Here is a 26,073-nt window from a genome sequence, read left to right as displayed (position 1 = left end):
ATCGCTTCTACCCCTTCTTCTCTCGGGGCAGTCCGAGCAGCCGTTCCGAAATGATATTGCGCTGAATCTCGTTGGTGCCGGCGTAGATCGGGCCGCCGAGCGCGAACAGCAGCCCCTCGGTCCACGGGCCGGCCAATTCACCGTCGGCGCCCCGGATGTCGAGCGCGGTCTGATGCAGCTGCACATCCAGATCCGACCAGAACACCTTGGTCACCGAGGATTCCGCGCCGAGCTCGCCGCCGCCGGCCAGCCTGGTTACCGTCCCGAATGTCTGCAGCCGGTAGGCCTGTGCCTTGATCCAGCCGTCGGCGACGCGGTCGGCGAACTCGGGGGGCGAACCGTTGTCCCGCCACAGCTGCACCAGTCGTTCGGCCGCGGCCAGGAAGCGGGCCGGGCTGCGCAGCGACATGCCGCGCTCGTTGCTCGAGGTGCTCATCGCCGCGCGCCAGCCGTCGTGCGGAGTGCCGATCACGTCCTGGTCGGGCACGAAGACGTCGTCGAGGAAGATCTCACCGAACCCGGTGTCGCCGCCGAGTTGGACGATGGGGCGCACCGTGATGCCGTCGGCTTTCAGGTCGAACATGAAGTACGTGAGCCCGTTATGGCGTTGCGAGCCGGGGTCGGAGCGGAACAACCCGAATCCCATGTCGGCGAACGGCGCTCGTGAACTCCAGATCTTCTGCCCGTTGAGCAGCCAGCCGCCGTCGGTCTTGGTTGCGGTGGACCGCAGCGATGCCAGATCGCTGCCGGACTCCGGCTCCGACCACGCTTGTGCCCAGATCTGTTCCCCGCTGGCCATTTTCGGAAGAATACGGTCCAGTTGTTCCTCGGTGCCGTGCGAGAACAGGGTCGGCGCCAGCATCGAGGTGCCGTTGGCGCTGGCCCGCCCCGGTGCGCCGGCGCGGAAATATTCCTCTTCGTAGACCACCCAGTGCAGCAGCGGCGACTCCCGGCCGCCGTACTTCTTCGGCCAGGTGATCACCGACAGGCCGGCGTCGAACAGCACCTTGTCCCAAACGCGGTGCTGGGCGAAGCCTTCGGCGTTGTCGTACGACTTGGTGGGAATCGAGTCCCGGTGGGCAGTGAGGAACTCGCGTACCTCGGCCGCAAAGGCCAATGTTTCTTCGTCGAAGTTCAGATCCAATTCAAGCCAACTCTCGCAGTTGTGGTTTGAGCACCTTGCCGCCCGGATTGCGCGGCAACGCGTCGACGAACCGTACCGATCGCGGTGTCTTGAAGTTCGCCAGATGTTCACGGGTGTAGGCGATCACCGCTGCCTCGTCGAGATCAGCGCCGGGCCGGGTCACCACGAACGCGCGGCCCACCTCACCGAGGCGCTCGTCGGGAACCCCGATCACCGCGGCGTCGGCCACGCCGTCGAGTCGCATCAGCACCTGTTCGATCTCGGCCGGATAGACGTTGAACCCGCCGCAGATGTACATGTCCTTGAGTCGGTCGGTGATCCGCAGGTTTCCGGCGTCGTCGATGACGCCGATGTCCCCGGTGTGCAGCCAGCCGTCGGAATCGATGGCGGCCGCGGTCGCCTCCGGGTCGTCGAGATAGCCCAGCATCACGTTCGGGCCGCGCAACAGGACTTCACCCGAATCGTCAATGCGCAGTTCGAAATCGGCGAACGGGCGGCCGCAGGTAGTGGCCACCGTCACCGCGTCGTCCTCGGGGCGGCAGGCGGTGCCCATGCCGTTGGCTTCGGTCAGACCGTAGGCGGTCAGAACGATGTCGATGTCGAGTTCGGACTGCATGCGCTCCACCAGCACCACCGGAACCGTGGCCGCCCCGGTCACCGCGAACCGCAGCGAACTGAGGTCGTAGTCGCCGCGGGCGGGGTGGTCCAGCAGCGTCTGGTAAATGGTGGGCGGGCCGGGCAGCACGGTGATGCGGTGCTGCTCGATGGCCTGCAGGGTGCGCAACGGGTCGAACGTCAGGTGCGGGATCAGCGTCGCGCCGGTCTGCAGGCAGGCCAGGATGCCGGCCTTGTAGCCGAAGTTGTGGAAGAACGGGTTGATGCACAGGTAGCGGTCGGCGCTGGTGATCTTCCCGTTGGCCGCCCACGCGGCGGAGGCGCTCAGCGACTGGCGGTGCGCGCACAACACGCCTTTGCTGCGGCCGGTGGTGCCGGAGGTGAACAGGATGTCGCTGACGTCCTCGGGGCTGACGGCGGCGGCGCGCGAGCGTGCGGTCGCGGCGGCTTGCGCGTCGTCGCCGCGGGAGACGTACTGCGCCCAGGTTCCGTCGTCTTCGTCGATCGGGATGCGCACGATGTGACGCAGCGCGGGCAGCGCACCAAGGTCCAGGTCGGCCGCGCGATCAACACCGAGGAACCGGCCGGCGGCAAACAGCACCGGCGCGTGCGTGCGGGCCAGGATGTCGGAGGCCTCCTCGGCGGTGTAGCGGGTGTTCAGCGGAACCATGGCCGCTCCGGCGTGGTGGATGGCCAGGCACGCGATCACCCAATGCCAGGTGTTCGGCGACCAGATGGCCACCCGGTCGTTCGGTTCGACGCCGAGCGCGACCAGGGCGGCCGCGGCGCGATGGACCTCGTCGCGCAGGGCGGTGGTGGTGAAGCTGCGGTCGTCGGTGATCAGCGCGTCGTGGTCGGGGTAGGAGCGCGCGAGACGATCCAGCGCCGCGGGAATGGTGCGGGGGACGCCGGTCACGGGGATGCTCCTTCTGGGCCCGGCCGAGCCGGACCGGGCGAACAAAGCAAGTGCTTGGTAGGTTAGCCTACAGGTTATGCAGGACGTCGAAGAGTTCCGGTCGGAGGTCCGCGATTGGCTCGCGGACAATCTGGTCGGCGAATTCGCAGCACTCAAGGGTCTCGGTGGCCCGGGGCGCGAGCACGAGGCGTTCGAGGAACGCCGGGCCTGGAATCAACATCTGGCCGCTGCGGGGCTGACGTGCCTGGGTTGGCCGGTCGAGCACGGCGGTCGCGGGCTGTCCACCGCGCACCGGGTGGCGTTCTACGAGGAGTACGCCAAGGCCGACGCCCCGGACAAGGTCAACCACTTCGGTGAGGAGCTGCTGGGGCCCACCCTGATCGCGTTCGGCACCCCGGAGCAACAGCAGCGGTTCCTGCCGCGGATTCTCGACGTCACCGAATTGTGGTGTCAGGGCTATTCCGAGCCCGGCGCGGGCAGCGACCTGGCCAACGTCGCCACCACCGCCGAACTCGACGGCGACCAGTGGGTGATCAACGGCCAGAAGGTGTGGACGTCGCTGGCACATCTGTCGCAGTGGTGTTTCGTGGTGGCGCGCACCGAGAAAGGTTCCAAGCGGCACGCCGGGTTGTCGTATCTGCTTGTGCCACTTGACCAGCCGGGCGTGCAGGTGCGCCCGATCATCCAGATCACCGGGACCGCGGAATTCAACGAGGTGTTCTTCGACGACGCGCGCACCGACGCCTCGCTGGTGGTCGGCCAGCCCGGCGACGGGTGGCGGGTGGCGATGGGGACGTTGACGTTCGAACGTGGGGTCTCCACGCTGGGCCAGCAGATCGTGTATGCCCGTGAGCTTTCCAACCTCATCGACCTCGCGCGGCGCACCGGCGCGATCGACGACCCGTTCATCCGGGAGCGGTTGACCCGGGCGTGGACCGGTCTTCAGGCGATGCGCTCGTACGCGCTGGCCACCATGGATGTCGAGCAACCGGGCCAGGACAACGTGTCGAAGTTGTTGTGGGCCAACTGGCATCGCAGCCTGGGCGAGCTGGCCATGGACGTCATCGGCAAGCCGGGGCTGACGCTGACCGACGGCGAGTTCGACGAATGGCAACGCCTGTACCTGTTCACCCGTGCCGACACCATCTACGGCGGCTCCAACGAAATTCAGCGCAACATCATCGCCGAGCGGGTGCTCGGCCTGCCCAGGGAGGTAAAAGGGTGAGCTTGTCCGAGGCGCCGAAAGAGATTGCCGGACACGGCCTGTTGGACGGCAAGGTGGTGGTGGTGACCGCGGCCGCGGGAACCGGTATCGGTTCGTCGACTGCCCGCCGTGCCCTGGTGGAAGGGGCCGACGTGCTGGTCTCCGATCACCACGAACGACGGTTGGGTGAGACCGCCGCGGAATTGGCTTCGCTGGGACTGGGCCGGGTGGAGCACGTGGTGTGCGACGTGGCATCCACCGCCCAGGTCGACGCGTTGATCTCCACGGCGACAGCGCGTTTCGGGCGCCTGGACGTGTTGGTCAACAACGCCGGGTTGGGTGGGCAGACGCCAGTGGCAGACATGACCGACGAGGAGTGGGACCGGGTGCTGGACGTCTCGCTGACGTCGGTGTTCCGTGCCACCCGGGCGGCGTTGCGATACTTCCGGGACGCCGATCACGGCGGGGTGATCGTCAACAACGCCAGCGTGCTGGGCTGGCGGGCGCAGCACTCGCAATCGCACTACGCCGCGGCCAAGGCCGGCGTCATGGCGTTAACCCGTTGCAGCGCAATCGAAGCCGCGGAATATGGGGTGCGCATCAACGCGGTGTCACCCAGCATTGCGCGGCACAAATTCCTGGACAAGACGTCGTCGTCTGAACTGCTGGACCGGCTCTCGGCCGGTGAGGCGTTCGGCCGTGCCGCCGAGCCGTGGGAGGTGGCGGCCACCATAGCTTTTCTGGCCAGTGACTACTCGAGTTACCTGACCGGAGAGGTGATCTCGGTTTCCAGCCAGCACCCCTGAGCTTTTGTGGTTGGCGGCGCAATCTAGCGACGGTTAATCGGCGTGTCGCGTCGTCGATTTCACACTCGGTGGGCCGATCAGCCGGTCACGAGTTTGAGTAACTGGGTGATGCTGAACAACCCTGACAGGCCGGTGCCGAAGTTCAACACACCGGTGTTGTAGCCGCTGATCACACCGCTCGGGGCAGTCTGGATTGGGCCGGTGATGCCGGTGTTGAAGAAGCCCGTCACGTAGCCGTTCTGCGATGAACCGCCGCTGGCGCTGTTGAAGAAGCCCGAAGCATAGGCGTTCCCGTTGCCACTGAGGTGGGTGTTGATGCCCGAGACGTAGGAACCGCTGTTGAAGAAGCCTGAGGTGGTGGTGCCGCTGACGTTGGTGGCGGAGCCGAGGCCCGTGTTGAAGTTGCCGGAATTCCAGTAGCCGGTGTTGATGCTGCCCGAGTTCCCCCCGAACGTGTTTGCGGTCCCGGAGTTGTCCATGCCGGTGTTCAACCCTCCGGCGTTTCCGATGCCGGTGTTGAAGCTGCCCCCGTTCCCGATGCCGGTATTCAGTTGACCGGCGTTGCCGAACCCGAAGTTTCCCTGGCCTGAATTTCCCAGACCGATATTGCCGAGGCCCGTGTTGCCGATGCCGAAGCTCTGGATCTTGCCGATGTCGGCGGGGTTGGCGACGTGGGCACCCGAGCTGAAGAGGCCGACGTTGCCGTCGCCGGAGTTGAAGAACCCGATGTTGTTGGTGCCGGAATTGCCGAAGCCGATGTTGCCGGTGCCGGAGTTCAGGCCGGTGAAGTGGAAGGTGCCGTTCGTCCGGTCGTAATAGGCGTTGCCGATGCCGGTCAGGTTGTTGCCGGTGAGTCCGAAGCCCACGTTGTTGTTGCCGGTATTTCCAGCACCCTGGTTTCCGGTGCCGGAGTTGGCCAGTCCCATGTTGTTGTTTCCGGCGTTGGCCAGGCCGACGTTGCCCCCGACGCTACCGACGTTGCCCAGGCCGATGTTCTTGTCGCCGAGGTTGCCCAGGCCGTAATTCCCGTTGCCGATATTTCCGCTGCCGACATTGTTGCTGCCGTGGTTGCCACCGCCGAAGTTGGAGTTGCCGGTGTTTCCATTACCGATGTTGCTGTCACCGGTGTTGCCACCACCGAAGTTGCCGCCACCCTTATTGCCTACACCGATGTTGGGGCTGGTGGATGCTGCTGCACCGCTGAGGATTTGGCCGATGCCGGGCAGGTTCTGCAGGGTGGTTTGCCAGGAGGAGAGTTGTGCGGCTGCCGCGGAGGCGCCCGCATGGTAGTTGGCCAGCGCGGTCACGTCGGCGGCCCAGAAGTCGTTGTAGAGGCCTTCCAGCGACGCGATGAGGTGGCTGTTGAGGCCGAAGAGGTTGGTGCGGGCGGCCAGCACGAATGCGTTGCGGTTGGCCAGGACTTCCAGCGGGTGGATGGTGGCGGCCTGGGCTTGTTCGAAGGCCGCGACCACGGCGTTGGCGCCCCGGGATGCGTTGTGCGCCTGCTGGGCTGCGGCTTGCAGGAACGCCGAATAGGGTGCGGCCGCCCGCGTCATGGCCAGCGAGGCGGGGCCTTGCCAGGCTTGGCCGGCCAGGTTGGCCGTTACCGAGGCGAAGGACTGCGCGGCGGTCTCGAGTTCTTCACCGAGCCCGGTCCAGGATGCGGCGGCGGCCAACATGGGGGCTGGTCCCGCGCCGTTGAACATTCGCCACGAATTGACTTCCGGTGGGAATCCGAAAAAGCTCATTGCGCTGACCTCCATTACCCGCCAACCGAGACCCGACGCAGAGAACATACGGCGCTGGGGCGGAGTTGGTATGCGGTTTCGCGGAATTTGCTCTGCCAGCGGCCGAAGTGAGCAAAATGCGTAGCTCAATCCCGAGACCGAAGTTCGCCCGGTCGGAATTCCGGAATCCGATGTCGCTCGAGTTTCCGATGCCGAAGCCGCGGATCCTGCTGACGTCGGCGACATTCGTCAGGACAAGCCCCAGTTGGAATACCTCGTCGCGCGCTCGGCAGGTCTGCGGTGATCAACATCAACCCGACCCGTGGAACCTCGTGGGACTGAACTGAGGCCGGCGAACGAGGCTGCAGACCGTCCGTGAATTCCGGTGAGCAATTGCTCCGTGCAGGTGACTTACGATTACCTGCGAGCTCACGATGTGGCGTGCCCATCGGTAGCCGTCCAACGGGGGAATTCGATGGTCAGTTAAAGCTTCGGTAGGAGGGGTTGTCCGTGAACTATGGGCCGGGTCCGCATCCGTGGGGCCAACCTCCCAATCCGGCTGACGACGCCACCCAAGCCGCTTGGTTGCCACCGGGGCCACCGGCGCCACCGGGGCCACCGGCGCCACCGTCGGGCTGGCCTGCGCAGGGAAATTCGGCGCCCGGTTACCAGGCGTGGCCGTCGGGCCCTCCGATGGGCGGCCAATTCGGGCCCCCGCCGGGCCCGCCGGGGCAACGCAGCCGCAAGCCCCTGATCATCGGCCTGAGCGTCGCGGCCGTCGTCGTCATCGTGATCGTCGTCGTCGTGGCGGTGATCGCGCTCACCGGCAGCAGCAAATCGGGCAGCGCGGGCGACGCCGTCCGGGGTTACCTCGAAGCGCTCGCCAAGGGTGATGCGGCCGCGGCGTTGAGTTACAGCGACGACCAGCCCGGGTCGAGGGATTTGCTCACCGACGACATCCTCAAGAAGCAGATCGCTCGGTGGCCGATTAGCGACATCAGGATCCTCAGCGACAGCGGGGCGTTCTCCTACGGACAGGTGCACGTCTCGGCCAAATTCGGTGACAACGTCTCCGACGTCACGCTGTCGGTGAAGAAGTCCGGCAAGGATTGGAAGCTGGAACACAGTGCGATCAAGGTGGACCCGTCGACCGTGTCCGAAAACAAGGCCCGGGATACCTTGACGTTCTTCGGAAGTTCGGTCGGCAGGTCGCCGACGTATGTGTTCCCCGGCTACGTCGAAGTGGGTAGCGACAACGCGAACGTGGCGGTCAAGCTGAAAAAGCCATTCCTGCTCGACAGCCTCTCCGGCGGTGGCTATTTCAACGACATGGACTACTCGCTGAGCGACAACGGACAGTCGGCGATCATGTCGGGAATCTCGGCGAGCCTGGCCGCCTGCACCAGGTCCAACCAGTTGGCGCCGCCCAACTGCCCGCAACGGGCCCGCGACCCGGAGATCGTCGACGGCACTGTGGCCTGGGGTCAACCGGATTTGAGTGGGTTGAAGGTCTCCTTCTTCGACCCGTACCAGCTGGAGGTCCGGGTGATGGGCGAAGTGGTGTTCCCGCTCAGCGCCCAGACGAAATCCGGCGGAACCAAGACGGGTCAGGTCCGCGCCTTCGTGGGTGCTAAGGCCGACGTCTCCCAGACCCCGCCAGTGGTGACGTTGACCTGACGCCCGCTCTGCGGAGCGGGTGCCGCACCCGCTGGCCGAGCAAGCGCTTGGTTGATACGCTGATTCGGTGGAACGGGTGGCCGGTCAGGCGAACAGCCGCCGCGACGAGTTGTTGGAGCTCGCCGCGGTGATGTTCGCCGAGCGTGGCCTGCGCGCCACCACCGTGCGCGACATTGCCGACGGCGCCGGCATCCTGTCCGGCAGCCTCTACCACCATTTCGCCTCCAAGGAGGAGATGGTCGACGAACTGCTGCGCGGCTTCCTGGACTGGCTATTCACCAGGTACCGCGAGATCGTCGACAGCGAACCCAACCCGCTGGAACGGCTCAAGGGCCTGTTCATGGCGTCGTTCGAGGCTATCGAGCATCGGCATGCACAAGTCGTCATCTACCAGGACGAAGCCCAGCGACTGTCCTCGCAACCGCGGTTCTCCTACCTCGAGGAACGCAACAAACAGCAGCGCCAGATGTGGTTGGACGTGCTGCACCAGGGCATCGAGGGCGGTTATTTTCGCACCGACCTCGATGTCGATCTGGTCTACCGCTTCATCCGTGACACCACCTGGGTGTCGGTGCGCTGGTATCAACCCGGCGGACCGCTCACCGCCCAACAGGTGGGCCAGAAATACCTCGCCATAGTCCTGGGCGGAATCCAGAAAGAAGGAGTCTGAAAATGCCGGAAGCGTACGTCATCGACGCTGTGCGTACCGCGGTTGGCAAGCGCGGTGGCGCGCTGGCCGGAGTCCACCCCGTGGACCTGGGCGCGCTGGGATGGCGTGGACTGTTCGACCGCAACGACGTCGACCCGGGCGCGGTCGACGACGTGATCGCCGGCTGCGTCGACGCCATCGGCGGTCAGGCCGGCAACATCGCCCGGCTGTCCTGGCTGGCCGCGGGCTATCCCGAAGAGGTGCCCGGCGTCACCGTGGACCGCCAATGCGGCTCCAGTCAACAGGCGATTTCCTTTGGCGCACAAGCGATCATGTCCGGGACCGCCGACCTGATCGTGGCTGGCGGCATGCAGAACATGAGCCAGATCCCGATCTCGTCGGCGATGATCGTCGGCGAACAATTCGGATTCACTTCGCCCACAAACGAATCCAAGCAGTGGCTGCACCGCTACGGCGATCAGGAGATCTCTCAGTTTCGCGGCTCGGAGCTGATCGCCGAGAAGTGGAACCTGTCCCGCGAAGAGATGGAACAGTACGCGCTGACCAGTCATGAGCGTGCCTTCGCCGCAATCCGCGGCGGCAACTTCGACAACGAAATCCTCACGGTAGAAACGGAAACCGGTCCGTTCCGGATCGACGAAGGACCCCGCGAGTCGTCGCTGGAGAAGATGGCCGGGCTCAAGACCCTGGTCGAAGGCGGTCGGTTGACGGCGGCGATGGCCAGCCAGATCTCCGACGGCGCCTCGGCGGTGCTGCTGGCTTCCGAGCAGGCCGTCAAGGATCACGGGCTGACTCCGCGCGCTCGCATCCACCACATCAGCACCCGGGGCGCCGACCCGGTGTTCATGCTCACCGGTCCCATTCCGGCCACCCGCTACGCGCTGGAGAAGACCGGGCTCTCCATCGACGACATCGACACCGTGGAGATCAACGAGGCGTTCGCGCCGGTGGTGATGGCCTGGCTCAAGGAGATCAAGGCCGACCCGGAGAAGGTCAACCCCAGCGGCGGCGCAATCGCACTGGGCCACCCGTTGGGTGCCACTGGCGCAAAGCTTTTCACTACGATGCTCAACACGTTGGAGCGCACCGGCGGCCGCTACGGTCTGCAGACGATGTGTGAGGGCGGCGGCACCGCCAACGTCACCATCATCGAGCGACTCTAGTTCGCTTTCCCGCCGGGCGTGCATCCGACGATGCCCTGTCGTTCGCACCGTTGGACGATCCGCAGCAGCGTAAACGGGACATCGACCGGTACCGCGCGCCGGTTTACCGTATTCCGGCGATGATGTCGTCGACGGTCCGCCGCGCCAGCGCCTCGACGTCGCGGCGGCCCGCGTTCTTGAGCGGTCCGCGCAGCGCCAGTTCGGCGAACCCGTGCACTGCCGACCAGCACGGCCACTCCGCGCCCGCACGGCGTTTCGCCGAGAGCTGACCGGACTCCACCATTGCGTCCAGCGCCTCGACCAATGCCAGATACGGCGGTGCGCCAGCCGTCTCGCCGGCACCGGCGCCGAAGAATGCCACCGCGAACCATCCCGGTTCGTCAAGCGCGAATTTGATGTAGCCCAACCCGACGGCGCTCAGTTGAAGCTCCGAACCGTGTCTGCGCGCCATCCGCGCCGCCATCTGATGCTGGATCGCCGACGCAACCGCACTCAGCAGAGCTTCCCGGTCGGCGAAGTGGCGGTAGGCGGCGTTGGGTGAAACGCCCACTCGCCGAGTCGCTTCCCGGATCGTCAACGCCTCCGGTCCGCCGGTCCGAGTCAGCGCCAAGCCGGCGTCGATCAACGCCGTCCGCAGATCGCCGTGGTGGTAGCCGGTCTTCGCGGTGGCCAACTCTTGACCCTTCCCGACGTAGAAGTGTACGGTGTGAACATTACCATGTGTACGCCGTGAACATTTGAATTGGAGGGGGATTGTGTTGCGCACAGCAGCTTTGCCGCCCGTTGTGGACCAGCGGACCTGGGAACGGGAACTGCAGGCGCTGCGAGTCCGGGAGAAGGCCGCCACTCGTGAACTCGACGCGATCGCCGCGCAGCGGCGCCGGCTGCCGATGGTCGCAATGCCCGAATACACCCTGGAAGGCGAGGACGGACCGGTGCGGCTGGTCGACATCTTCGACGGTAAGTCGCAGCTGATCGTCTACCACCACATGTGGTTTGCCGGCCAGGAGTGGCAGTGCCCCGGATGCACCGGCCTCACGTCGCAATACACCCGGCTGGAGTTCCTGGACAACTGGGACGCCCGTTTCGTCGTCGTCACCCAGGGGCCGATCGACGAAGCGCTGGCCTACAAGGCGCGGGTGGGTAACCAGATGACCTGGTACTCCACCGCCAACAGCCCGTTCGGCGCCGACGTCGATGCCCCGGCGGGCGGCGGATTCGGCGTGAATGTCTTTCTGCGCGCAGGGGATAACGTCTACCGGACCTGGCACACCAACGGCCGCGGCACCGAGCTGATGCAACACGTCTTCGGCCTGCTCGACCTCCTCCCCTATGGCCGTCAGGAGGAGTGGCAGGACTCGCCGGACGGCTGGCCGCAGTCACCGACCTTCAGTCGCTGGGGGAGCTCGCAGGACATCGCACGTGCTTACGGAAAGGATGCCCGATGACGACTGGTCTGCAGGGAATCAACCTGGTCTGTGTGCCGACAATCGAACAGGACAAGGCGGTCGCGTTCTACGAGTCGCTCGGGTTCGAGAAGCGCACCGACACGCCGTTTCACGGTGGCCAGCGGTGGATCGAGGTGTACCTGCCGGGTGGAACGACTGGCATCGCGCTCGCGCCGCCGCCGCCGGACAGCGGGCCGGTGCAGCCGACGGTCACCGGAATCACCTTGAACACCAACGACATCGACGCCACCCACGCGGCGATGAAAGAGCTCGGTGTCGATATCGACCCCCAGGTCTCGCGAATGGGCGAGCCGGTTCCGCCGCTGTTCTGGTTCCGCGACCCGACCGGGCACACCCTGATGGTCGTCGAGGCTTGACTACTCGATGTAAGCCGACGCGGCCTGCAGGTGCTTGACGGCGTCGGCGACGATGGACTCGATCAACTCGGCGCACGACGGCAGGTCGTCGAGGATGCCGGCCACCTGGCCCGACGCCAGCACCCCGGCCTCGGTATTGCCCTCGACCAGGCCGGCTTTGAGCAGCATCGGGGTGTTGGCCGCCATCACCACCTGCGACCAGGTCAGTTCTTTACCGTGCCGCATGGCCAGGCCGTCCTGGATCATCGATCGCCACGTCATCCCCGACATGTGCTTGAACTTGCCGGCGTTGCGCACTGCGGCGGTCAAACCCCTGATCGGCGAGCCACTTTCCAGCTTCTCCACCAAGCCGGTACGCAACACGCGGTGCGGCATGCCGTCCACCCGGGTGGTCACCACCGTGCCGTCCAGCGCGGAATCCAAATAACGGCGCTTGACGGCGTCGGGCACGGTGGAGTCCGAAGTGAGCAGGAAGCGGGTCCCCATCGCCACCCCGGCCGCGCCATAGGACAAAGCGGCGGCCAGGCCGCGGCCGTCGAAGAAGCCGCCCGCGGCGATCACCGGGATTCCGGTCCCTTGAACGGCATCCAGTACGGACGGCAGCAACAGCGTGGTCGCGACCGGGCCGGTGTGCCCGCCGCCCTCGCCGCCCTGCACGATCATCGCGTCGGCACCCCAGGCAGCGACCTTGCGGGCGTGTTTGGCCGCGCCGATCGACGGAACCACAACCGCGCCAGCCTCTTTGAGCCGGTCGATCAGCTCCTTCTTGGGAGCCAGGGCGAACGACGCCACCTTGACGCCCTCGCGGATCATCAGTTCGACGCGGTCGCCGGCGTCGGCGGCGTCCGCGCGGATGTTCACGCCGAACGGCTTGTCGGTGGCGGACTTGACCTTGCCGATGGCCGTAGCCAGTTCGTCCAGCGTCATGGTGGCCGAGGCCAGGATGCCCAGGCCGCCGGCGTTGGCCGTGGCCGACACCAGCCGCGCACCGGCCACCCAGCCCATCCCGGTCTGCACCACCGGATGCTCGATACCGACCAACTCGGTCAGCGGCGTCTTGATCCTCACTAGCGAATCTCTCTGTCGCGCAGTGCTTTCGGGTCGATTACCTCGCGGATGAGCCGCAGCTCCTCGTCGGTCGGCTGCCGGGTCTCGCCGGCTTCGTCGAGTCCGTGTATCTCGAACGACGTGGCCTCGCGGACCTCGTCGGCCGTAACCCCGGGGTGCAGGGACAGCGCCCGCATGGTTCGGCCCGGGCCGCCGAAATCGAACACGCCCAGATTCGAGATGACGCGGTAGACGTTGACGAACCGGAACGCCGGATTGTCGTGGTCGACCTTGTCGTAGCCGATGCCGCAGACGATGTCGACGGATTCGGTGAACACCCGCTTGGAGTGGTTGCCCACCCAGTAGCTGGTCGCGTGGTTGATGGTGTTGCCCGGCGAGCCGCGCAGGCCGAACATCTGCCGGGTCGGCTTCTGCAGCGGACCGAACGCCGAGATGTTCTGATTGCCATACCGGTCAACCTGATTGGCGCCCATCACGACGTGCCGCCGTCCCCAGGCCAGGGTCTCGAAAACGCGGCCGAACGGCATCCAGCCTTCGATGGCTCCCGTCTTGCCCAACGCGGGTGTGTCGGCCAGCAACTGGGCTTCACCGTCGGTCAGCAGGATGTCGGGGGAGAACGATAGCCGAGCCAACCGGGCACCGACCGCAGCCATGTTGGTCATCGGGCTCACCATGATTTCGCCTGCGTCGCGAAACAATTCAGCGCAGGCGACCGCGCAGACCTCTGCCCGGGTGCTCACTTGGCTGCCTCCTCGCCGAACTTGCGTACCGCGGCCTGGTAGTCGTCCTCACTGCCGGACAGGTAGGTAGCCACGAACTGCGCCCAGCCGTCCTCGGTCGACGCGGCCTCGGCGTAGTGTCGCTGGAACTTCTCGTCGCGGCCGTAATCCGGTGCGGCCGTGGTGAAGTGCGCTCCACCCGGAGCCTCGACGACGCCGTCGACCATCATCCGGTTGATCAGCAGTGCCTGCGGGGGCACGGACTTGACGAGTTCCTCGGTGGGCACTACCCGCTCCACCGACAGGAATCGCTTTTCGGCGGCCATCAGGTACAGGTCGTCGAAATAGGGGTCGATGCCGGTGTAGGCGGCATTACCACGGGCATCACCGATATTCAGGTGCGCGAAGGCGACATCGAGCTTCAGCGCCGGCATCGCGATCAATGTCTCGTGTCCGCCACCGGGCGCCTGGTAGGGCGAAGTGACGGTTTTCAGTTCACCTTCCCAGAAGTCGAGCACCGAGCTGCCCAGCCCGGCACGAATCGGCAAGAACGGCAACCGTTGTGCTGCCGCCTGCAGCCCGCAGCGCAGCATGCCCTCGTCCATCTCGCGGGCCTCGATGGCGCCACTGGTGCGGGCCTTGGCGAACCATGGGTCGTAGAACGGCGGCGAGTCCAGGGACACGAACCCGTAGTAGACCCGCTTGACCTTGCCGGCCGAGCACAACAGGCCCAGGTCGGGACCGCCGTAGGTGACGACGGTCAGGTCGGTGGCATCGGTGCGCAGCAGGGCGCGCACGAACGCCATCGGCTTGCGGCGCGAACCCCAACCCGCGATGCCGATGGTCATGCCGCTTTCGACGCAGGCGACGGCGTCGTCGAGAGAGGTCAGCTTGTTGCTCACTTCTTGCCCTTCTCGGTGCCGGCGAACGCGTCGCGGTGCTCATCGGCCACTCCGGCCAGGTTCAGCTCGAAGGTAAACCCTTGCTCCATGCGGTAACTCGAGTTGACCCGCTGCACGTCGATGAGGTTCAGCGCCTCTTTGGCGGCCCGGATGACCCGGGTGTCCTTGGCGGCGATGTCGCGGGCTACGCGTAGTGCGGCCTCGTCGAGCTGCTCGCGCGGAACCACCTCGTGTACCGAGCCGAAGTGGTGCAAGGTGGCTGCGTCCACGGTGGCCGCGGTGAAGAACAACCTCCGCATCATGTGCTGCGGCACCAGCCGGGACAGGTGGGTCGCCGCACCGAGCGCCCCGCGTTCCACCTCCGGCAACCCGAACGTGGCGTCGTCGGAGGCGACGATCACGTCGGCGTTGCCGACCAGACCGATGCCGCCACCCACGCAGAACCCGTTGACCGCGGCGATCACCGGCACCGCGCACTCGTACACCGCGCGGAACGCGGCGAAGCAGCCGCGGTTGGCGTCGATCAGCGCGGTGAATCCTTCGGTGCGCTGCATCTCCTTGATGTCCACGCCGGCGTTGAAGCCGCGGCCCTCGGCCCGCAGGATCACCGCGTGGGTGCTCAGGTCGGCGCCGGCCGCGGTGATGGCGTCGGCGAGTTCGAACCAGCCCTTGGACGGGATGGCGTTGACCGGTGGGTAGTCGACCGTGACCGCCACGATGCCGGGCTCGAGTGTTTTGGAGGTGATGGTCATGGCACTTCCTGGTCGGGGCCTTCGGAACTGGGGGGCAATTACCTAAGCAAGCACTTGCTTGGTACGCTAGCACAGTGACCCGATCGGACTCAGCCCCCCCGAGCACCGACGGCCTCAACTTCGGTCTGGCCGGCCGCGTGGTGCTGGTGACCGGCGGCGTCCGCGGTGTCGGCGCCGGTATCAGCGCGGTTTTCGCCGCGCAGGGCGCGACGGTGATCGCCTGTGCGCGACGGTCCGTCGAAGATTTCCCGCACGAGTTCCACAGCTGCGACGTCCGTGACGAACACGCCGTCCAGTCGCTGATCGACTCGATCGTCGAACGGCACGGCCGGCTCGACGTCGTGGTCAACAACGCCGGCGGTTCGCCCTACGTGCTGACCGCCGACTCCAGCCCCAAGTTCAACCGCAAGATCATCGAACTCAATCTGATTGGCGGCCTGCTGGTTTCGCAATTCGCCAACGAAAAGATGCAAACCCAACCCAGTGGCGGGTCGATCGTGAACATCTGCAGTCTCAGTGGCCGACGGCCCAGCCCGGGCACCGCGGCGTACGGGGCGGCCAAAGCCGGCCTGGAAAGCCTCACCGAGACGCTGGCTGTCGAATGGGGACCGAAGGTCCGAGTGAACGCCTGCGTGGTCGGCATGGTCGAGACCGAGCAGGCCGACCTGTTCTACGGCGACGCCGACTCGATCGCCGCGATCTCCAAGAACGTGCCCCTGGGCCGATTGGCCAAACCGGAGGATGTCGGTTGGGCTGCAGCATTTCTGGCTTCCGACGCGGCGGCCTACATCAGCGGGGCCGCGTTGGAGGTACACGGCGGGGGCGAGCCGCCGCACTATCTGGCCACCACGAACGCGAGCGCGATCAAGTAGAGGAGACGAGGAAATATGGGTGTGGTTGACGGCCGAGTGGTCATTGTCACCGGAGCCGGCCGCGGCATCGGCCGCGCGCACGCCTTGGCCTTCGCGGCCGAGGGGGCCCGGGTGGTGGTCAACGACATCGGTGTCGGCCTGGACGGGTCCGCCGGCGAAAGCCCGGCCCAGCAGGTCGTCGACGAGATCAAAGCGGCCGGCGGCGAGGCCGTCGCCAACGGCGACGACGTCGCCGACTGGACGGGCGCGCAGAATCTGATCGACACCGCGGTGGACACCTTCGGCGGCCTGGACGTCCTGGTGAACAACGCCGGCTTCATTCGCGACCGAATGTTGGCCAACACCAGCGAAAGTGAGTGGGATGCCGTGATCCGCGTCCACCTCAAGGGACATTTCGCGACGTTGCGGCACGCGGCAGGTTACTGGCGCCGGCAGATCAAGGGCGGCACCGTCGGGCCCGACGATCTCAATGCCCGCATCATCAACACCAGTTCGGCGGCCGGACTGCAGGGCAGCGTCGGGCAGGGTAACTACTCGGCGGCCAAGGCCGGGATCGCCGCGCTGACCCTGGTCGGCGCGGCCGAACTCGGGCGCTACGGCATCACCGTGAACGCCATCGCGCCGGCCGCCCGAACCCGGATGACCGAGGCGGTGTTCGCCGAGACGATGGCCGCACCCGAGGACGGCGGGTTCGATGCGATGGCACCGGAAAACGTTTCCCCACTGGTGGTTTGGCTAGGCAGCGTCGAGTCGCGCGACGTCACCGGCAAGGTGTTCGAGGTGGAGGCGGGCCTGATCCGGGTCGCCGAGGGCTGGGCCCATGGCCCGCAGATCGACAAGGGTGCACGGTGGGAGCCCGCTGAGTTGGGGCCCGTCGTCAGCGACCTGCTGGCAAAGTCGCGCCCACCGGTGCCGGTCTACGGCGCGGGTTCCTAGCGCCCGCTCAGGATCGGCGCACCGCTTCCAGGCTCATCTCGATGAAGTCCAGTCGCCACAGCGACTGGAACAGCCCGCGGCCGAAGTTCTCGTACAGGCCCAGCTTGAAGCTGTCGGTCTCGTTACGTCCGACGGCGGCCGCGATCTCGCGAATGGTGCGCTGCCCGTTGATGTGCTGGACGTAGGGCAGTTCGGCGGCGTTGAGCGTCATGTCCCAATGCGGGCGATGGAGCTCCGCGCCGGACAGCCCGCAGCTCAGCCGCATCCGCGGCACGTAGTCCAGCGCCTCCGGCGACGAAAAGTCAATGAGGTAACTGCTTTTCGGACGGTCGGGATGGGCGGCAACGAAAAAGTGACACGAGTTGGAGGTACGCATCTTCTCCAGCAGCGACCACATCTTCCGCTCCGGCAACGCGCTCATGATCTCGTAGAACTCGGTCGCCGGCGACGACAGGCTGTTGATGTCGTGCGGGTAGTACGGCGCGTTGTGAAACCAGCGCTGGAACACCAGCCCGGCCGAGCCGAGCAGGTCGATGCAGTCCTCGGTGGTGAAGCTGCGGTCGCGGCCGTGCAGGCACGTATCGACAAGTCCCGCATCGTAATACAGGTCGGGCGCGGCGTCCCGGTAGACCAGGAACGGGTGGTTGGGGTCGAGCATGGAGATGGTCTCGTTCACCACCCGGATGCCGTCCTCGTCCTGCCGCAACCCCAGGTCGCGAAAGACCGACTGCATCAGTTCGACACCGATGCGGCCGTACCGCGCATAGAGCATCAGGCCGACGGCGCCACCAGGCCGCAGGCAATCAGCCAGAGCCTTCATGCCCAGCGGGGGATCGGCCAGATGATGCAGCACGCCGGTGGACATGATCAGGTCGAAATCCAGGCCCAGCGTCGACACCTCTTCGATGGGGAGCCGATGCAGTTCCAGGTTCGACAGCCCGTGCCGGTCCTTGAGGTATTGCTCGTGATCCAGCGACCGCTGGCTGACGTCGATCGCCACCACCCGGGCGGCGCGGTTGTTGTAGGCGATGATCGCCGCCTGATTGCTACCGCAACCCGCGATCAGGATGTCCAGGTCGGGTTTGTACTCGCGGTCGGGCCAGAACTGCAGGTAGGCGTGGCTGGGGTCGAACCATTGCCAGCCGTCGACCAGCCATTCGCCGATGTCCTGGATCGGTTCGGGGTAGGTCCACTTTTCGTACTGGTTGGAGACGACGTCGTTCAGCCGATCGGTCATAGCTGCTAAGGGTCGCAGATGACGATCGGAATCTTGCGATCGGTCCAGGACTGGTAGTCCTCGAACGCCGGGTACATCTGCACCAGCTGTGGCCAGTACCGGTCGCGCTCGGCGTCGGTGGCGTCGCGTGCGGTCAGATCCAGCACTTCCTGCTTGATCTGCACCTTGACCGCGGGGTTGGCCTTCAGGTTGAGATACCACATCGGGTTCTTGTCGGAGCCGCCGCGCGAGGCCACCAGGATCACCCGGTCGCCGTCGCGCAGAAAGAGCAGCGGGCTGACCCGGGGCTCACCGGTCTTGCGGCCGGTGGTGGTCAGCAGCGCCACCGGGCTCTTCTGGAACGTGCTGCCCATGCCCTCCCCGCCGTTGCGGCGGTACATCCAGGTGTTCGCCCGCGCCATCCACTTCATGAAGTGGTCGGTGAACGGCGAATTCAGAAACCGCGGACGGGATTTCGGCATCACCACTCCTTTGTCGTCGGAATCCTGGGTCAGGCGCCCGGCCCGGCCCGCTCGCGGCAGCTGGATCCGCGGATCAGAGACGTTCGATGATGGTCCCGGTCGACAGCGCGCCGCCGGCGCACATGGTGATCAGCGCGGTGCTTTGGTCGGTGCGCTCCAGCTCGTGCAGGGCGGTGGTGATCAGCCGACTGCCGGTGCTGCCCACCGGGTGTCCCAGCGCGATCGCGCCGCCGTTGACGTTCACCCGGTCCATGTCGGGCTCGTGCACCCGCGCCCAGGACAGCACCACCGACGCGAACGCCTCGTTGATCTCGACGATGTCGATGTCGCCCATCTTCATCCCGGCCTTTTCCAGCACCCTGGCCGTCGACTGCACGGGGCCGTCGAGGTGGTAGTAGGGCTCGGCGCCGACATTGGCCTGGGCGACGATCCGGGCCCGCGGCCGCAGACCCAAAGCCTTGGCCTTGTCCTCGTCCATCCACAGCACCGCAGCCGCGCCGTCGGAGATCTGTGAGGACGTGCCCGCGGTGTGGATGCCGCCCTCCAGCACCGGCTTGAGCTGGCTGAGGCCTTCGAGGGTGGTGTCGCGCAAGCCCTGGTCACGGGTGACCGGGGCGCGTTCGGCGGTCGGCTGCTTGTTCTCGTCGAGCACCGGGGCCTCGATCGGCGAGATCTCCCGGTCGAACCGGCCCTCCGCCCAGGCTTGCTTGGCCTTGCGCTGCGAATCGAAACCGAACTGGTCGATGTCCTCGCGGGTGATGCCGCGCCGCTTGGCGATCCGCTCGGCAGCGGTGAACTGATCCGGCAGGTCGATGTCCCAGGACGCGGGCCGCAGAATCCCGCGGTCCGGCCCGGCGTTGGCGCCCAGGCCCACCCGGCTCATCGCCTCTATGCCGCACGCGATGCCGATGTCGATGGCACCCGCGGCGATCAGCCCGGCCACCAGGTGGTTGGCCTGCTGGGCGCTGCCGCACTGGCAGTCCACCGTGGTGGCGCCGACATGGTCGGGCAGCCCGGCCACCAACCAGGACACCCGGGTGATGTTGTTGGACTGCTCGCCGAACTGCGTCACGCAGCCGCCGATGAGTTGTTCGACGTCGCCCGCGTCGATGCCGGCCCTCTCCACAACCGCCTTCTGGACAGCCCCGAGCAGTTCGGTGGCGTGCAGCCCTGACAGCCATCCCATGCGCTTGCCGATCGGGCTACGGGTGGCTTCGACGATTACCGGGTTACCCATGAGGTCAGGCTAGAACACGTTTCATTACTATGACAAGCGAGGATGCCTTAGCGCCTTTTGTCTGCGGTAGAGGCATGTTTTACTGACACTAGACCACGTCGCAATTTAGGAGATCACCCTAATGGCACCCCCGAATATTCCGGCCGACTACGACTTTCTCGACCCCGACATCAACCTGGCCGGTCTCCCCGTCGAGGAGCTCGCGCAGCTCCGCAAATCCGAGCCGATCCACTGGGTCGACGTGCCCGACGGCTGCGGAGGTTTCGGGGACCACGGCTACTGGCTGCTCACCAAGCACGCCGACGTCAAGGAAGTGTCGCGCCGCAGCGACGACTTCTCCAGCTGGGAGAACGGCGCGATACCGACCTGGCCCAAAGAGATGACCCGCGAGAACGTCGAGTTGCAGCGCAACGTGATGCTCAACATGGATGCCCCGCACCACACCCGGCTGCGCAAGATCATCTCCCGCGGCTTCACCCCGCGCGCGATCGGCCGGCTGGAGGACGAACTCAACCAGCGCGCCCAGAACATCGCCAAGACCGCCGCCGCCGCGGGTGCCGGCGACTTCGTCGAGCAGGTTTCTTGCGAGCTGCCGCTGCAGGCGATCGCCGGCCTGCTGGGCGTGCCGCAGGACGACCGCGACAAGCTGTTCCGCTGGTCCAACGAGATGACCGGCGGCGAGGACCCCGAATACGCCGACATCGATCCCGCGCAGTCCTCGCTGGAACTGATCACCTACGCCATGGCGATGGCCGAGGAGCGGACGAAAAACCCGACCGAGGACATCGTCACCGCCTTGATCCAGGCCGACATCGACGGGGAGAAGCTCTCCGACGACGAATTCGGCTTCTTCGTCATCATGCTCGCCGTCGCGGGCAACGAGACCACCCGCAACTCGATCACCCACGGCATGATCGCCTTCGCGAACAACCCGGACCAGTGGGAGCTGTACAAGAAGGAACGCCCGTCCACCACGGCCGACGAGATCGTCCGCTGGGCGACGCCGGTCAGCGCCTTCCAGCGCACCGCCAACAAGGACATCGAGCTGGGCGGCGTGCTGATCAAAAAGGGCCAGCGGGTGGTGATGTCTTACCGCTCAGCCAATTTCGACGAGGACGTCTTCGTCGACCCGTACTCGTTCAACATCCTGCGCGACCCCAACCCGCACGTCGGTTTCGGTGGCACCGGCGCGCACTACTGCATCGGCGCCAACCTGGCCCGGATGACGATCAACCTGATCTTCAACGCCGTTGCCGACCACATGCCGGATCTGACGCCGCTCTCGGAGCCGGAGCGGTTGCGGTCGGGGTGGCTCAACGGCATCAAGCACTGGCAGGTCGACTACGCGGGCAACGCGTCGGTGACGTCCTGATGGACTTCGAACTCACCGCGACGCAGCAAGCCGTCGCCGACGTCGTCACGTCCGTGCTGGAGCGCGAGCTGACCTGGACGGCGTTGGTCGACGGGGGAGTGACGGCACTGCCGGTACCTGAGCGCCTCGGCGGCGACGGGGTGGGCCTGCCCGAGGTGGGCACCGTGTTGACCGAGGTAGGCCGGCATGGCGCGATCACCCCCGCCCTGGCGACGCTGGGTTTCGGGATGTTGCCGCTGCTGGACCTGGCGTCCGAGGAGCAGCAGGACCGGTTCCTGGCCGGGGTGCCCAAGGGCTCGGTGCTGACCGCCGCGCTCAACGAGCCCGGGGCGGCGCTGCCCGACCGGCCGTCGACCGCGTTCCGTGGCGGTCGACTGTCGGGTGTGAAAGTCGGTGTCGGATATGCCGATTCGGCCGACTGGATGGTGGTCACCGCCGACAGCGCGGTGGTGGTGGTCTCACCGAAGGCCGACGGCGTGGCGGTGGTACGCACGCCCACCTCCAACGGTTCCGACGAATACACCGTGACGTTCGCCGATGTGGCCGTGCCGGACTCCGATGTGCTGGCGGGCGCGACAGCGGCTCGGGTGAACCAGTTGGCGTTGGCCGCGATCGGCGGCTACGCCGACGGACTGGTGGCCGGCGCGTTGCGGCTGACGGCCGATTACGTCGCAGGCCGCAAACAGTTCGGCAAACCGCTCTCGACTTTCCAGACGGTGGCCGCGCAGCTGGCCGAGGTGTACATCGCCTCGCGCACCATCGATTTGGCGGCCAAGGCGGTGATCTGGCAGCTGTCCGAAGATCGGGACGCCGCAACCGATTTGGACGTGCTCGGTTACTGGCTGGCGTCGCAGGCGCCGCCGGTGATGCAGATCTGCCATCACCTGCACGGCGGCATGGGTATGGACGTCACCTATCCGATGCACCGGTATTACTCCACGATCAAGGACCTGACCCGGTTGCTGGGCGGGCCCTCGCATCGTCTTGATTTGGTGGGGATCGCGAGCGCGGCGGAGCCGGGCGCTGCGGGTCGCCGCCCAGACAATCTGGTGGGAGCTCCGTAATGTACATCGACTTGACTCCCGAGCAGCGGCAGCTGCAGGCGGAGCTTCGCGAATACTTCTCGAACCTGATTTCGTCCGATGAGGCGAAAGCGATGGAGTCCGACCGGCACAATGAGGCCTACCGGGCGGTGATCCGCAGGATGGGCAAAGACGGCAAACTTGGCGTGGGCTGGCCGAAAGAGTTCGGCGGCTTGGGTTTTGGCCCCATTGAGCAGTCCATCTTCGTCAACGAGGCGCACCGCGCCGACGTGCCGCTGCCCGCCGTCACGCTGCAGACCGTCGGCCCGACCCTGCAGCAATTCGGCAGCGAACTGCAGAAGAAGAAGTTCCTGCCGGCCATTCTGGCGGGCGAGGTGCACTTCGCGATCGGCTACACCGAACCGGATGCCGGCACCGACCTGGCGGCGTTGCGCACCACCGCGGTGCGTCAGGGCGACGAATACATCGTCAACGGCCAGAAGATCTTCACCACCGGCGCCCACGACGCCGACTACATCTGGCTGGCCTGCCGAACCGACCCGGAAGCCGTTAAACACAAAGGTATTTCGATACTGATCGTCGACACCAAGGACCCCGGCTATTCCTGGACGCCGATCATCCTGTCCGACGGCGCCCACCACACCAACGCCACCTACTACAACGACGTACGGGTGCCGGCCGACATGCTGGTCGGCGAGGAGAACGGCGGCTGGCGGCTGATCACCACGCAGCTCAACAACGAACGGGTGATGTTGGGGCCGGCGGGCCGCACCGCCGGCATCTACGACCGCGTGCGCGACTGGGCGTCCCAGCCGGGCGGCAACGGCGTCACCCCGATCGACCACCACGACGTCAAACGTGCACTGGGCGAGATCTATTCGCTGTGGCGGATCAACGAACTGCTGAACTGGCAGGTGGCCGCCGCCGGCGAGGACATCAACGTGGCCGACGCCGCATCGACGAAAGTCTTCGGCACCGAGAAGATTCAGTACATCGGGCGGCTCGCCGAGGAGATCGTCGGCAAGTACGGCAACCCGGCCGAACCGCAGACCGCCGAGTTGCTGCAATGGCTGGATGCCCAGACCAAGCGAAACCTGGTGATCACCTTCGGCGGCGGTGTCAACGAGGTCATGCGGGAGATGATCGCCGCGTCCGGATTGAAGGTGCCGAGGGTTCCTCGATGACCGACATTCACGCAGCCGTCGCGGAAATCGTCGCGGCCGGCGGCCCCAAGCCGCGCACCGGTCGCGACCCGGTGAACCAGCCGATGATCAACAACTGGGTGGAAGCCCTCGGCGACCGCAACCCGATCTACATCGACGAGGACGCCGCGCGCGCGGTTGGGCACCCGGGGTTGGTCGCTCCACCGGCGATGATCCAGGTGTGGACCATGTTCGGCCTCGGCGGGCAGCGTCCCACCGACGACCCGATGGGCCCGATGATGGAGCTGTTCGACAACAACGGCTACATCGGTGTGGTGGCGACCAACTGCGAACAGACCTACCACCGCTATCTGCGACCCGGCGAGCAGGTCACCATCCACTCCGAGATGCGCGACGTGGTGGGCCCCAAGCGGACCGCGCTCGGTGAAGGCTTCTTCATCAACCAGCACATCGTGTGGCGGGTGGGAGACGAGGACGTCGCCGAGATGGAGTGGCGCATCCTCAAATTCCGCCCGGCCGAGAGTGATTCGGCTTCGGGCGGCTCGGTGCCCGACGATCTGGATGCCGATGCGATGATGCGGCCGTCGTCGTCGCGGGACACCGCGTTCTTCTGGGACGGCGTCAAGGCGCACGAGTTACGGATCCAGAAGCTGGCGGACGGCACGCTGCAGCACCCACCGGTGCCGGCGCTGTGGCAGGACCCCGCCGCCCCGATCGACTACGTGGTGTCCAGCGGACGCGGCACCGTGTTCAGCTTCGTGGTGCATCACGCACCGAAAGTCCCAGGCCGCACACTGCCTTTCGTGATCGCGTTGGTGGAACTGGAGGAAGGGGTGCGGATGCTCGGCGAGTTGCGCGGTATCGACCCGGCGGCGGTGCAGATCGGCACCCCGGTGCGGGCCACATACATCGACTTCCCCGCCGGGGACAGCGGCCCCGAATGGACCCTCTACGCCTGGGAGCCGGACGCATGAGCGCCCCCACCGTCGAGGTCGGCACCGTGCTGCCGGAACTCAAGCTGTACGGCGACCCGACGTTCATCATCTCGACAGCCCTGGCCACCAGGGACTTTCAGGATGTGCACCACGACCGGGACAAGGCGCAGGCCAAAGGCTCCAAGGACATCTTCGTCAACATCCTCACCGACACCGGGCTGGTGCAGCGTTTCATCACCGACTGGGCCGGACCGTCGGCGCGGATCAAGTCGATAGGGCTGCGACTAGGCGTGCCCTGGTACGCCTACGACACGGTGACGTTCACCGGTGAGGTGACCGCCGTCGAGGACGGCCTGATCACCGTGAAAGTGTTGGGCGCCAACAGTCTTGGCCACCATGTCATTGCCACGGTGACGCTGACGATGGGGGACGTGTAGATGTCGACCGGATTACTCAGTGGTCGAGCCGCCATTGTCGGGATCGGGGCCACCGACTTCTCCAAGGACTCCGGCCGCTCCGAGTTGAGGCTGGCCGCCGAGGCCGTGTTGGACGCGCTCGACGACGCGGGCCTGTCGCCGTCCGACGTGGACGGCTTGACCACGTTCACGATGGACACCAACACCGAGGTCGCGGTGGCACGCGCGGCCGGTATCGGGGATCTGAAGTTCTTCTCCAGGATCCACTACGGCGGCGGCGCGGCGTGCGCGACCGTGCAGCAGGCCGCAATCGCGGTCGCCACCGGGGTCGCCGACTGTGTGGTGGCCTACCGGGCATTCAACGAGCGCTCCGGGATGCGGTTCGGGCAGGTGCAGACCAGGTTGGTGGGAAGCGGCGGGGACCAAGCGGATTCGACCACCGCAGACAACTCCTTCTCCTACCCGCACGGGTTGTCCACGCCGGCCGCCCAGGTGGCCATGATTGCGCGGCGCTACATGCACATGTCCGGAGCGACCAGCCGGGACTTCGGCGCCATCTCGGTGGCCGACCGCAGGCACGCCGCCAAAAACCCGAAGGCGTACTTCTACCAGAAGCCGATAACCATTGAGGACCACCAGAATTCGCGGTGGATCGCCGAGCCGTTGCGGTTGCTGGACTGCTGCCAGGAGACCGACGGCGCGGTGGCGATCGTGGTGACCTCGGCGGAGCGGGCGCGTGACCTCAAACACCGCCCAGCCGTCATTGAGGCGGCGGCGCAGGGTTCCAGCCCGGACCAGTACACCATGGTCAGCTACTACCGGCCCGAACTCGGGCTGCCCGAGATGGGCGTGGTGGGCCGGCAGCTGTGGGCGCAGTCGGGGTGCAAGCCCACCGACATCCAGACCGCGGTGCTCTACGACCACTTCACGCCGTTCACCCTGATTCAGTTGGAGGAGTTGGGATTCTGCGGCCGCGGCGAAGCCAAGGACTACATCGCCGAGGGCGCGATCGAGATCGGCGGGCGACTGCCCATCAACACCCATGGTGGGCAACTCGGCGAGGCCTACATCCACGGCATGAACGGAATCGCCGAGGGGGTAAGGCAATTGCGCGGCACCTCGGTCAACCAGGTACCCGACGTGGAGCACGTGCTGGTCACCGCCGGCACCGGCGTGCCGACATCGGGATTGATACTGGGCTGATCCCCGGCTT

The 26,073-nt window shown here is 66.1% G+C and carries 26 protein-coding genes; 15 read left to right on the top strand and 11 right to left on the bottom strand.

The window, feature by feature from the left end; genetic code table 11:
* Positions 1-7: 7 nt before the first annotated feature.
* Both MKCMC460_RS27995 and fadD3 read right to left on the bottom strand, forming a co-directional pair.
* Positions 8-1,144, bottom strand: coding sequence for an acyl-CoA dehydrogenase family protein (locus MKCMC460_RS27995; RefSeq protein ID WP_236978453.1), 1,137 nt, complete (start codon positions 1,142-1,144; stop codon positions 8-10).
* 1 nt (position 1,145) lies between these two features.
* Entirely contained in the window at positions 1,146-2,675 is a 1,530-nt protein-coding gene (gene fadD3 / locus MKCMC460_RS27990) for a 3-((3aS,4S,7aS)-7a-methyl-1,5-dioxo-octahydro-1H-inden-4-yl)propanoate--CoA ligase FadD3 (protein WP_236978452.1), read from the bottom strand.
* Between the two features lie 76 nt (positions 2,676-2,751).
* Between fadD3 and ipdE1 the strand changes: the two genes are divergently transcribed.
* The gene (ipdE1, locus tag MKCMC460_RS27985; RefSeq protein ID WP_236978451.1) at positions 2,752-3,900 is read left to right on the top strand and encodes an acyl-CoA dehydrogenase IpdE1; all 1,149 of its coding nucleotides are present in this window, start codon (positions 2,752-2,754) and stop codon (positions 3,898-3,900) included.
* Positions 3,897-4,685: a (5R,7aS)-5-hydroxy-7a-methyl-1-oxo-2,3,5,6,7,7a-hexahydro-1H-indene-carboxyl-CoA reductase gene (ipdF, locus tag MKCMC460_RS27980; RefSeq protein WP_236978449.1), complete on the top strand. Its 789-nt coding sequence runs from the start codon at positions 3,897-3,899 to the stop codon at positions 4,683-4,685. The genes ipdE1 and ipdF overlap by 4 nt, the downstream gene beginning before the upstream one ends.
* A 77-nt stretch (positions 4,686-4,762) precedes the next feature.
* On the opposite strand, the gene MKCMC460_RS27975 is transcribed toward ipdF, so the two are convergent.
* Positions 4,763-6,433 (bottom strand): PPE family protein, encoded by a 1,671-nt coding sequence (locus tag MKCMC460_RS27975; protein ID WP_236978446.1) that lies wholly within the window; start codon positions 6,431-6,433, stop codon positions 4,763-4,765.
* Between the two features lie 489 nt (positions 6,434-6,922).
* Here MKCMC460_RS27975 and MKCMC460_RS27970 point away from each other — a divergent pair, with 489 nt between their 5' ends.
* The 3 genes from MKCMC460_RS27970 to fadA6 all read left to right on the top strand — a co-directional run bounded on the left by MKCMC460_RS27970 (position 6,923) and on the right by fadA6 (position 9,922).
* Entirely contained in the window at positions 6,923-8,089 is a 1,167-nt protein-coding gene (locus MKCMC460_RS27970; protein WP_238305112.1) for a hypothetical protein, read from the top strand.
* Between the two features lie 67 nt (positions 8,090-8,156).
* The gene (gene kstR2, locus MKCMC460_RS27965) at positions 8,157-8,759 is read left to right on the top strand and encodes a TetR family transcriptional regulator KstR2 (RefSeq protein ID WP_236978442.1); all 603 of its coding nucleotides are present in this window, start codon (positions 8,157-8,159) and stop codon (positions 8,757-8,759) included.
* 2 nt (positions 8,760-8,761) lie between these two features.
* Positions 8,762-9,922: a steroid 3-ketoacyl-CoA thiolase FadA6 gene (gene fadA6 / locus MKCMC460_RS27960; protein WP_236978439.1), complete on the top strand. Its 1,161-nt coding sequence runs from the start codon at positions 8,762-8,764 to the stop codon at positions 9,920-9,922.
* A 103-nt stretch (positions 9,923-10,025) separates the two neighbouring features.
* Here fadA6 and MKCMC460_RS27955 read toward each other — a convergent pair whose 3' ends face one another.
* A complete protein-coding gene (locus MKCMC460_RS27955) occupies positions 10,026-10,595 on the bottom strand; it encodes a TetR/AcrR family transcriptional regulator (protein WP_236978438.1) in 570 nt (189 codons plus the stop codon).
* Positions 10,596-10,680: 85 nt separating this feature from the next.
* Here MKCMC460_RS27955 and MKCMC460_RS27950 point away from each other — a divergent pair, with 85 nt between their 5' ends.
* Complete coding sequence (locus MKCMC460_RS27950) at positions 10,681-11,370, top strand: DUF899 family protein (RefSeq protein ID WP_236978437.1); 690 nt, start codon at positions 10,681-10,683, stop codon at positions 11,368-11,370.
* Positions 11,367-11,747, top strand: coding sequence for a VOC family protein (locus tag MKCMC460_RS27945; protein WP_236978436.1), 381 nt, complete (start codon positions 11,367-11,369; stop codon positions 11,745-11,747). The genes MKCMC460_RS27950 and MKCMC460_RS27945 overlap by 4 nt, the downstream gene beginning before the upstream one ends.
* On the opposite strand, the gene ipdC is transcribed toward MKCMC460_RS27945, so the two are convergent.
* The 4 genes from ipdC to echA20 are packed head-to-tail and all read right to left on the bottom strand — an operon-like array spanning position 11,748 to position 15,188.
* Positions 11,748-12,815, bottom strand: coding sequence for a (3aS,4S,5R,7aS)-5-hydroxy-7a-methyl-1-oxo-octahydro-1H-indene-4-carboxyl-CoA dehydrogenase (gene ipdC, locus MKCMC460_RS27940; RefSeq protein WP_236978433.1), 1,068 nt, complete (start codon positions 12,813-12,815; stop codon positions 11,748-11,750).
* Entirely contained in the window at positions 12,815-13,555 is a 741-nt protein-coding gene (ipdB, locus tag MKCMC460_RS27935; RefSeq protein WP_236978432.1) for a cholesterol ring-cleaving hydrolase subunit IpdB, read from the bottom strand. Before ipdB ends, ipdC begins: the two co-directional genes overlap by 1 nt.
* Positions 13,552-14,436 carry a cholesterol ring-cleaving hydrolase subunit IpdA gene (gene ipdA, locus MKCMC460_RS27930; protein ID WP_236978430.1) on the bottom strand — a complete coding sequence of 295 codons (885 nt, stop codon included), beginning with the start codon at positions 14,434-14,436 and terminating at the stop codon, positions 13,552-13,554. Before ipdA ends, ipdB begins: the two co-directional genes overlap by 4 nt.
* Entirely contained in the window at positions 14,433-15,188 is a 756-nt protein-coding gene (gene echA20, locus MKCMC460_RS27925; protein WP_236978428.1) for a (7aS)-7a-methyl-1,5-dioxo-2,3,5,6,7,7a-hexahydro-1H-indene-carboxyl-CoA hydrolase, read from the bottom strand. The genes ipdA and echA20 overlap by 4 nt, the downstream gene beginning before the upstream one ends.
* 74 nt (positions 15,189-15,262) lie before the next feature.
* On the opposite strand from echA20, the gene MKCMC460_RS27920 reads away from it, so the two are divergent.
* Positions 15,263-16,060, top strand: a complete 798-nt coding sequence (locus MKCMC460_RS27920) for an SDR family oxidoreductase (protein WP_236978426.1) — start codon at positions 15,263-15,265, stop codon at positions 16,058-16,060.
* A 15-nt stretch (positions 16,061-16,075) separates the two neighbouring features.
* Positions 16,076-16,996 (top strand): SDR family oxidoreductase, encoded by a 921-nt coding sequence (locus tag MKCMC460_RS27915; protein ID WP_236978424.1) that lies wholly within the window; start codon positions 16,076-16,078, stop codon positions 16,994-16,996.
* Positions 16,997-17,003: 7 nt separating this feature from the next.
* Here the strand turns inward: MKCMC460_RS27915 and MKCMC460_RS27910 are convergent, their stop codons facing one another.
* The 3 genes from MKCMC460_RS27910 to MKCMC460_RS27900 all read right to left on the bottom strand — a co-directional run bounded on the left by MKCMC460_RS27910 (position 17,004) and on the right by MKCMC460_RS27900 (position 19,931).
* On the bottom strand, positions 17,004-18,233 hold the full coding sequence (locus MKCMC460_RS27910) for a bifunctional 2-polyprenyl-6-hydroxyphenol methylase/3-demethylubiquinol 3-O-methyltransferase UbiG (protein ID WP_238305111.1): 1,230 nt from the start codon (positions 18,231-18,233) through the stop codon (positions 17,004-17,006).
* A 5-nt stretch (positions 18,234-18,238) separates the two neighbouring features.
* Positions 18,239-18,694 (bottom strand): nitroreductase family deazaflavin-dependent oxidoreductase, encoded by a 456-nt coding sequence (locus MKCMC460_RS27905; RefSeq protein WP_236978422.1) that lies wholly within the window; start codon positions 18,692-18,694, stop codon positions 18,239-18,241.
* 73 nt (positions 18,695-18,767) lie between these two features.
* Positions 18,768-19,931 carry a steroid 3-ketoacyl-CoA thiolase gene (locus MKCMC460_RS27900; RefSeq protein WP_236978420.1) on the bottom strand — a complete coding sequence of 388 codons (1,164 nt, stop codon included), beginning with the start codon at positions 19,929-19,931 and terminating at the stop codon, positions 18,768-18,770.
* A gap of 121 nt (positions 19,932-20,052) precedes the next feature.
* Between MKCMC460_RS27900 and MKCMC460_RS27895 the strand changes: the two genes are divergently transcribed.
* From MKCMC460_RS27895 to MKCMC460_RS27870, 6 genes are read left to right on the top strand one after another with little or no spacing between them, the layout of a single operon-like run.
* Entirely contained in the window at positions 20,053-21,303 is a 1,251-nt protein-coding gene (locus MKCMC460_RS27895) for a cytochrome P450 (protein ID WP_238305110.1), read from the top strand.
* The gene (locus MKCMC460_RS27890) at positions 21,303-22,367 is read left to right on the top strand and encodes an acyl-CoA dehydrogenase family protein (RefSeq protein ID WP_238305109.1); all 1,065 of its coding nucleotides are present in this window, start codon (positions 21,303-21,305) and stop codon (positions 22,365-22,367) included. Before MKCMC460_RS27895 ends, MKCMC460_RS27890 begins: the two co-directional genes overlap by 1 nt.
* Positions 22,367-23,530 carry an acyl-CoA dehydrogenase FadE29 gene (gene fadE29 / locus MKCMC460_RS27885; RefSeq protein ID WP_236978419.1) on the top strand — a complete coding sequence of 388 codons (1,164 nt, stop codon included), beginning with the start codon at positions 22,367-22,369 and terminating at the stop codon, positions 23,528-23,530. The genes MKCMC460_RS27890 and fadE29 overlap by 1 nt, the downstream gene beginning before the upstream one ends.
* A complete protein-coding gene (locus MKCMC460_RS27880) occupies positions 23,527-24,483 on the top strand; it encodes a bifunctional MaoC family dehydratase N-terminal/OB-fold nucleic acid binding domain-containing protein (protein ID WP_236978417.1) in 957 nt (318 codons plus the stop codon). The genes fadE29 and MKCMC460_RS27880 overlap by 4 nt, the downstream gene beginning before the upstream one ends.
* Positions 24,480-24,881 carry a MaoC family dehydratase gene (locus MKCMC460_RS27875; RefSeq protein WP_236978414.1) on the top strand — a complete coding sequence of 134 codons (402 nt, stop codon included), beginning with the start codon at positions 24,480-24,482 and terminating at the stop codon, positions 24,879-24,881. Before MKCMC460_RS27880 ends, MKCMC460_RS27875 begins: the two co-directional genes overlap by 4 nt.
* A complete protein-coding gene (locus MKCMC460_RS27870) occupies positions 24,882-26,063 on the top strand; it encodes a lipid-transfer protein (protein ID WP_236978412.1) in 1,182 nt (393 codons plus the stop codon).
* Positions 26,064-26,073 lie beyond the last annotated feature (10 nt).

Source organism: Mycobacterium sp. 20KCMC460 (assembly GCF_022179425.1).
GTDB lineage: Bacteria > Actinomycetota > Actinomycetes > Mycobacteriales > Mycobacteriaceae > Mycobacterium > Mycobacterium kiyosense.
The sequence above is the reverse complement of the archived record's forward strand: the minus strand, read 5'-3'. Positions and strand labels throughout refer to the sequence as shown.